This is a genomic window from Pseudonocardia hydrocarbonoxydans (assembly GCF_006539565.1).
GTDB classification, from domain to species: domain Bacteria; phylum Actinomycetota; class Actinomycetes; order Mycobacteriales; family Pseudonocardiaceae; genus Pseudonocardia; species Pseudonocardia hydrocarbonoxydans.
The window spans coordinates 1-3128 of sequence record NZ_BJNG01000074.1 but is presented as its reverse complement, the minus strand read 5'-3'; the positions used below and the strand labels follow the sequence as shown (position 1 = coordinate 3128).

The 3128-nt window shown below is 72.4% G+C and carries 3 protein-coding genes and 1 pseudogene; 3 read left to right on the top strand and 1 reads right to left on the bottom strand.

What is annotated here, in order from left to right; all coding sequences use genetic code 11:
* On the bottom strand, positions 1-1303 hold a 1303-nt coding region (locus PHY01_RS25980), incomplete at its 3' end, for a recombinase family protein (RefSeq protein ID WP_141282896.1).
* Positions 1304-1581: 278 nt separating this feature from the next.
* On the opposite strand from PHY01_RS25980, the pseudogene PHY01_RS25975 reads away from it, so the two are divergent.
* The 3 genes and pseudogenes from PHY01_RS25975 to PHY01_RS25965 form a co-directional block, all read left to right on the top strand.
* Positions 1582-2088 (top strand): annotated as a pseudogene (locus PHY01_RS25975) (ATPase, T2SS/T4P/T4SS family); the annotation flags it as partial.
* Complete coding sequence (locus tag PHY01_RS25970; protein WP_141282894.1) at positions 2082-2903, top strand: type II secretion system F family protein; 822 nt, start codon at positions 2082-2084, stop codon at positions 2901-2903. The pseudogene PHY01_RS25975 and the gene PHY01_RS25970, both read left to right, overlap by 7 nt.
* The coding region (locus tag PHY01_RS25965) for a hypothetical protein (RefSeq protein ID WP_218030357.1) at positions 2900-3128 on the top strand (229 nt) is incomplete at its 3' end. The genes PHY01_RS25970 and PHY01_RS25965, both read left to right, overlap by 4 nt.

Here is a 3128-nt window from a genome sequence, read left to right as displayed (position 1 = left end):
CCCTAGCGTTCAGGTCCGGGACCGGCGCTAGCAGCCGGTCGAGCTGGTCACCGACGAACACCGCCATGCCCCTACGGATGCCATCTAATTGCCGGTCGATCTCCGCAATCTGGTCCGTGTTGTCACTGCCCGGAACATAGACGCGCCGGACGTTCGGGTAGGCGCCGATCATCGCTAGAAGGCCGTTCGTGACTAGCTCGTCCATCTCAGGTAGACGAGCGGACCGGTTCCCACACGCGGGTCGATCCAGCATCGATGAGCACCGGTAGTAGGCGCGGTGCTCACCTTCGCGTCCGCTGTTCGTGTGGAAAGCGTACATCGGCCGACCACATAGGGCACAGAAGATGACCTGTAGCAGTAACGCGACGCCACGAACCCGGCGCTTAGGTGCAGTTCCCCTACGGAGTGACAGAGCCGCCTGAACCTTTCGGAACTCCGATTCGGTCAGAACCGGGTCCGCCCGACGAACGGGCAGCCCGTTCGTACCGATCACGACCCGCTTATCGCGGGAGAGCTCTTTGCGGGTCCTTCCTTGCTTGCTCGTCTTAGTGACGACGACGCCGCGCCCATTCGTGACGACGTCCGACTGGACGGCGTACCCGAGTAGGGTTTCCTGCGACAGCATCCGAATAAGGTTGCTTGTCGTCCAGCGATGTCCGTTTGGCTCCTTACCCGCGCGAATTCGAGCACGATCCTTCGTGGTCGGAACTCCGTCACGGTTCAGCGACTCAGCGATCCTTGCGACAGGCTCACCACTGATGATGCGCGAAGCGATGTCCTTAATGACTTTCGATTCGTCCGCGTCGATCACGAGTCGCCATGCGTTACCGACCTTGACTGCCTTGTAGCCGAAGGGCGTATGCCCGCCACGATAGTTCCCGGCTAAAAGATTCCGGTCGTACGCTTCCTTGTTCCGCTCACTGATCTTGCGGAGTTCGCCTTGCGCGACGAGCGCTAAGACACCCGCCGCTAGCGAGTCGTACTCCTGCCCTTCGGCGAGGATCGTGACGCCGTTCTCCTGTGCCCAGCGGCCTAGGATCTCCTTGCCATACGAGTCGCGAGTGAGTCGGTCCATCTTCTGAGCGACGATCGCGTCGAACCGGTGCGGCTCTGCGAGCCATGCGCCGAGTTCGGGACGCCTGAACGGGTCCACCTTGCCGGACACGTCGACGTCGACGGCCTCACCGACGACGACCCAACCGCGCCGCTCGCACTCAGCGGTCGTTGCCTCGCGCTGCCGCTCGATGCTCGAACTTGCATCCGAGTCCCGTGATAGCCGTAGGACGATCAGGGCGCGCTTCACGGGGTGCCGTCCACGTGCACGTCATCGTGTGTCCGTTCCGCCGGGTTACCGGTGCCGTGCCAGACCACGACGACCGGTAGTGACTGATCGACGGGTGCGACACGGCACGCAGCGGACGCACCCGCGTACGCCCCGACGAACCCGAGTCCCACGACCACGATCGCGGTAGCGAGAGCTACCGCGATGAGCCGTAGGATCTCGGCGGATCGCCTGGCTGACCTGGGCTTACGAACGATGATCTTCACTGTGACCTCCGGTGCTAGGTCACGTCCGTCGAGGACGCCCGGGAGCTCGCGCCACGGCACCCGCACGTCGTCCGGCTGGTGTCGCGTCCGGCCAACATCGAGGGCGCAGGCGGTGTGGCGCTGCGCGACCTGGTGCGCGAGGCGCTGCGCATGCGGCCCGACCGACTCGTCGTCGGCGAGGTGCGGGGCGCGGAGGTCGCCGACCTGCTGTCCGCGATGAACACCGGCCACGACGGCGGGGCGGGCACCGTGCACGCCAACTCCGTGCGCGAGGTGCCCGCCCGGCTCGAGGCGCTGGCCGCCGTCGGCGGCATGTCCCGGGTGGCCCTGCACAGCCAGCTGGCCGCGGCGGTGCAGGTGGTGCTGCACATGCGCCGCCTCGGCGGCGGCGCCCGCGTGCTCGACGCCGTGGGTGTGCTGGCCCGCGAGGGGTCCGAGGTGCAGGTCCGGGCGGCCTGGACCCGCCAGGGCGGCTGGACGACCGAGCGGGAGACGCTGGGGCGGATGCTCGCCGAGCGCGAGGTGCCGGCGCCGTGGTAGCCGCGTCGTGCGCCGCTCCGGCCGGCGCGCTGCTGTGCCTGGCCGCCGCGCTGCTGTGCCTGCCCCCGCCGGTGGCGGTCGGCCGGCTCGGGGCGTTCCGGCCCCGTGCCGGGCGGCCGCGCCGGTCGCGCGCACCCGGAGCGGCGCCCGTCGTCGCCGCCGGTGCGGGCGGGCTGCTGCTGGCCGGGCCGGGTGGCGCGCTCGCCGGGCTGCTGGTCGGGGCCACGCTCCGGCGCCACCGCGCCGCCCGACGCGTCGAGGCCGGGGCGGCCGCGACGGCCACCGAGCTGGCCTCGGCGGTCGCCCGCATGGCCGACGAGCTGGCCGCGGGCGCCCACCCGGCCACGGCGCTGGCCGGAACCACCGCCGACGGCCCGCGGGCCCGCGCGGTGCTCACCCCCGCGGCCGACGCGGGCGGTCTCGGCGACGACGTCCCGTCCGCCCTGCGCCGCGGGGCCGGCGCGCACCCGGAGGTGGCCGCGGAGGTCGAGCGGCTCGCCGCCGCCTGGGCCCTGTCCGACCGGTGCGGCGTGCCATTGGCCGCGCTGCTCTCCGGCGCCGCGGCCGACCTCGCCTGGCGCGTCCGGTTCGCCGCCCGGGTACGGGCCGAGCTCGCCGGCCCGCGGGCCACGGCCGGGGTGCTCACGGCGCTGCCGGCGCTGGGCCTGGGGCTCGGTCAGCTCGTGGGGGCCGATCCGGTGGGGGTGCTGCGGGGCGGGCTGCTCGGGCAGGCGCTGCTCGTCGTCGGGGTGGCCCTGGCCTGTGCCGGGCTCGCCTGGACCGGGCAGATCCTGCGTGCGGCGGTGCCACGATGACACCGCCGGTCCTGCTCCTGCTCGCCGCCGCGCTGCTCGTCGGCGGCCACCGGGTCGGCGCGGCGCGGCTGTCCGGTACCTCGCGGCCGCCCGGCGCCTCCCGCCCCGTCCGGTCCCCCGGCGGCCCCGCGCCGCGCCCGGCCTGGATCGCCGTCGGCACCGCGGCGGCCGGCGCGCTGGGCGGCGCCCTGGGCGGACCGGCCGCAGGGCTCACCGGGGCGGCCG